The sequence below is a fragment of the Pseudomonas sp. zbq_18 genome, assembly GCF_043102245.1.
Taxonomy (GTDB): domain Bacteria; phylum Pseudomonadota; class Gammaproteobacteria; order Pseudomonadales; family Pseudomonadaceae; genus Aquipseudomonas.
In genome coordinates this window covers 1-3,392 of record NZ_JBICIT010000002.1, presented here as the reverse complement: position 1 = coordinate 3,392, position 3,392 = coordinate 1, and the positions used below count along the sequence as shown (strand labels likewise).

General features: G+C 56.2%; 4 protein-coding genes and 3 tRNA genes. All 7 read left to right on the top strand.

Annotated elements, in window-relative coordinates; all coding sequences use genetic code 11:
- Nucleotides 1-141: 141 nt before the first annotated feature.
- Nucleotides 142-1,098 (top strand): bifunctional biotin--[acetyl-CoA-carboxylase] ligase/biotin operon repressor BirA, encoded by a 957-nt coding sequence (gene birA, locus ACF8C6_RS02630; RefSeq protein WP_392497880.1) that lies wholly within the window; start codon nucleotides 142-144, stop codon nucleotides 1,096-1,098.
- Complete coding sequence (locus tag ACF8C6_RS02625; RefSeq protein ID WP_392497879.1) at nucleotides 1,088-1,840, top strand: type III pantothenate kinase; 753 nt, start codon at nucleotides 1,088-1,090, stop codon at nucleotides 1,838-1,840. Before birA ends, ACF8C6_RS02625 begins: the two co-directional genes overlap by 11 nt.
- 2 nt (nucleotides 1,841-1,842) lie before the next feature.
- Nucleotides 1,843-2,520, top strand: a complete 678-nt coding sequence (locus ACF8C6_RS02620) for an SPOR domain-containing protein (protein ID WP_392497878.1) — start codon at nucleotides 1,843-1,845, stop codon at nucleotides 2,518-2,520.
- Nucleotides 2,521-2,649: 129 nt separating this feature from the next.
- Nucleotides 2,650-2,734, top strand: a tRNA-Tyr gene (locus ACF8C6_RS02615).
- 25 nt (nucleotides 2,735-2,759) lie between these two features.
- Nucleotides 2,760-2,833 (top strand) — tRNA-Gly (locus ACF8C6_RS02610).
- A gap of 26 nt (nucleotides 2,834-2,859) precedes the next feature.
- A tRNA-Thr gene (locus ACF8C6_RS02605) sits at nucleotides 2,860-2,935 on the top strand.
- 80 nt (nucleotides 2,936-3,015) lie between these two features.
- Nucleotides 3,016-3,392, top strand: a 377-nt coding sequence (locus ACF8C6_RS02600; protein ID WP_392497877.1) for a GTP-binding protein, incomplete at its 3' end; no start/stop codon positions are given.

The window sequence follows — 3,392 nt, the reverse complement described above, 5'->3', positions numbered from 1 at the left end:
AAACCCCCGACCCGCTCATGCTGGTCGGGGGTTTGTCTTTGCGCCGGGAAAATCTATTTGGCTATTTCTGGTTGGATGTTTTCTAGGCAATGCTGTAGCGCATCGTTATGATGCCAGCCTGTTTGGCGAGGCCTTGTTTTGATGCGTGATTTGCTGCATTTACTCCAAGATGGCCAGTTTCATTCTGGCGAGTCTATCGGTCGTGCCCTTGGTATCAGTCGTGCGGCGGTATGGAAGCGTCTCCAGCTGTTAGAGGCAGAGCTAGGATTGACTGTCTATCGCGTGCGAGGCAAAGGCTATCGCATGGCCTCGGAAATGTCCTTGCTCGATGCTGCTGTTATTAAGGCGCAAGCGCTGGAACTGGGCTGGTCATGTTCTTTCTACGAGTCCCTGGATTCGACTAATGCAGAGGCGTTGCGTCAGTTGGCGGTTGGAGCCTCCTCCCCCTTGCTGGTGATCGCTGAGGCTCAGGATGGGGGGCGTGGGCGTCGTGGGCGCGGCTGGATCAGTCCTTTCGGTGAGAATCTTTATTACAGTCTTGGGTTGCGGTTGGAGAGCGGCTACCCGCTAGATGGCTTGAGCCTGACTGTTGGACTTGCCGTGCAGCGCGTCCTGTCCGCTATGAACGTCGACGTAGGGATGAAGTGGCCGAACGATTTGCTCGTGGGGGGGCGAAAAATCGCCGGCATCCTGCTCGAGCTTTCCGGAGAGCCGGGTGGTGCTTACCAGCTGGTGATAGGTATTGGAATTAACGTCAATATGCTCCCGGGGCGCGTGGACATTGATCAGGCCTGGACCTCGCTGCGCGCAGAGCGCGGTCATTTTGTTGACCGGACGCTGTTGGCTGTCGCTCTTGGGCGGTCGCTTAGGGATTATTTGCTGCGACATGAGCGGGAAGGTTTTGCCGGGCTGCGAGAGGAGTGGGAGGCTGTCCATGTCTGGCGGGGGCTTGAGGGGCGCTTGCTAGCGGGGGCGAAATGCACTGATGGGCGAATCCTGGGTGTTGATGACCAGGGGGCGCTGCGGTTCGAGGTTGCGGGGCGTGAGTTGCAATTCAGCGGTGGCGAGTTAAGCCTGAGGTTGCGTGATGATTCTTGAGCTGGATTGTGGCAATAGCCTTATTAAGTGGCGGCTGCTCGATAGTAAGGGTGTGTTGGTCTCGAGCGGCCATGCTGAGTCGACTCAGCAGTTGCTGGAGGTGGTTGCAGTAAGTGGGGTGCGGTTGCGTGCCTGTCGGCTGGTCAGCGTGCGCAGCGATGAAGAGACTGCTGCTCTGGTTAATCAGCTTCAGCGTGAGTTTGGTGTGGGTGTTGTCTGTGCGCAGCCTGCAACATCTCTTGCTGGGGTGCGCAATGGCTACCATGACTTTACGCGTCTTGGCCTTGATCGCTGGCTGGCTGCTGTGGGGGCTTATCAGTTATCCGGTGGATGTGCCTGCCTGGTTTTGGATCTGGGAACTGCAATTACCTCGGATTTCGTAACGAAAGAGGGTGAGCATTTGGGGGGCTACATATGTCCCGGTATGCCTTTGATGCGTCGTGAGCTAAGTACTCATACCCGCCGGATTCGCTATGACGATGCCGTGGCGCAGCAGGCACTGCTTGGGCTTGAGCCTGGGCGCAATACCGCAGAGGCGGTTGAGCGGGGCTGTGCGTTGATGTTGAGAGGCTTTGCTTTAACTCAGCTGGATGTGGCGCGCAGCTGTTTGGGTGAGTCCTTTGAGGTCTATCTCACCGGGGGGGATGCTGCGCTGGTTGGGGGGTATCTGCCTCAGGCTCATCTGGTTGCTGATTTAGTATTCAGGGGGCTTGCTGAGGCTTGCCCTGTTTCCGGGGTATAACCATGCGCTGGTTGTTTCTGTTGTTCCTGGTTCTCAATCTTTTTTATTACGTATGGCATCAACAAAAGGCGCCGCTGCGAGCCAAGGAAGTTGAGACTGTAGAGATGCGCCAGGGGCATCAGCAGGGTGTGCGGCTTTTGAGTTCTGCTGATCGCGAGCGTGTGCGCTCGCATGGGGCGCCTGCTGCTGAAGCGGTTGTGGCTGACTCCTGTCTCTTTCTGGGTAGCTTTCAATCGACGGTGCAGGCGCAGCAGCTCGAGCAGCGCCTGACGGCTCTGGATATCCAGGCTGAGGTGCGTTCGGTAACTGCTGCCGCTGGCCTCGACTACTGGGTGTATCTTGCGCCTTTGGCCTCGAGGCAGGCGTCGCTTAGGCAGCTAAAAGAGCTTCAGGCCAGGCGAATCGATAGCTACATCATTACACAGGGAGATCTGGCAAATGGGATCTCGCTTGGTATTTTCCCTAGGCATGACTCCGCAGAGAGCGTGATGCGGCGTCTGCGCGATGCTGGTTATGAGCCGCTTCTTCGGGAGCTGCCTCGAGCACAGAGAAGCTTCTGGGTGCGGGTGGCTCCGAATAGTCGGCGCCTTATAGATGATGCGCTCGAGTCTCTGGCTTTGGACTTCAATGGTTTGCAGCACCAAATAATGCCGTGCGAAAGCGTTGCAAGTGGTCAGTAGTTTGCATAGAATGGCGCCCGCTTTACGGGATGGCTCTCGTGAAGTGGCTGGGCTAAGCAGCTAACCTCAAGTTTTTATTGAGAAAATGCTTGACAGTCAGGTGGCAGAAGTTAAAATGCCGCCCACTTTGGAGGGGTTCCCGAGTGGCCAAAGGGATCAGACTGTAAATCTGACGTCATAGACTTCGAAGGTTCGAATCCTTCCCCCTCCACCAGATTTAAGCGTGAGCTGCAGGCTCTGCGGGCATAGTTTAGTGGTAGAACCTCAGCCTTCCAAGCTGATGATGCGGGTTCGATTCCCGCTGCCCGCTCCAGGTTTGCTGTTTGTGCAAAGTGTTTCGCTCATGTAGCTCAGTTGGTAGAGCACACCCTTGGTAAGGGTGAGGTCAGCGGTTCAAATCCGCTCATGAGCTCCACTCTATAAAGGCAGATATCTCTATATCTGCCTTTATTTTAATGGTTCTTGTATTCACTACCTTGTTCGGAGGCGGTTCAGATGGCTAAGGAAAAGTTTGAGCGTAATAAGCCGCACGTCAATGTCGGCACCATCGGTCACGTTGACCACGGTAAAACCACTCTGACCGCTGCTCTGACCCGCGTCTGCTCCGAAGTTTTCGGTTCGGCTAAGGTCGACTTCGACAAGATCGACTCGGCTCCGGAGGAGAAGGCTCGTGGTATCACCATCAACACTGCGCACGTAGAGTACGACTCCGAAGTTCGTCACTACGCGCACGTTGACTGCCCGGGTCACGCTGACTACGTCAAGAACATGATCACCGGTGCTGCTCAGATGGACGGCGCGATCCTGGTTTGCTCGGCTGCCGACGGCCCCATGCCGCAGACTCGCGAGCACATCCTGCTGTCCCGTCAGGT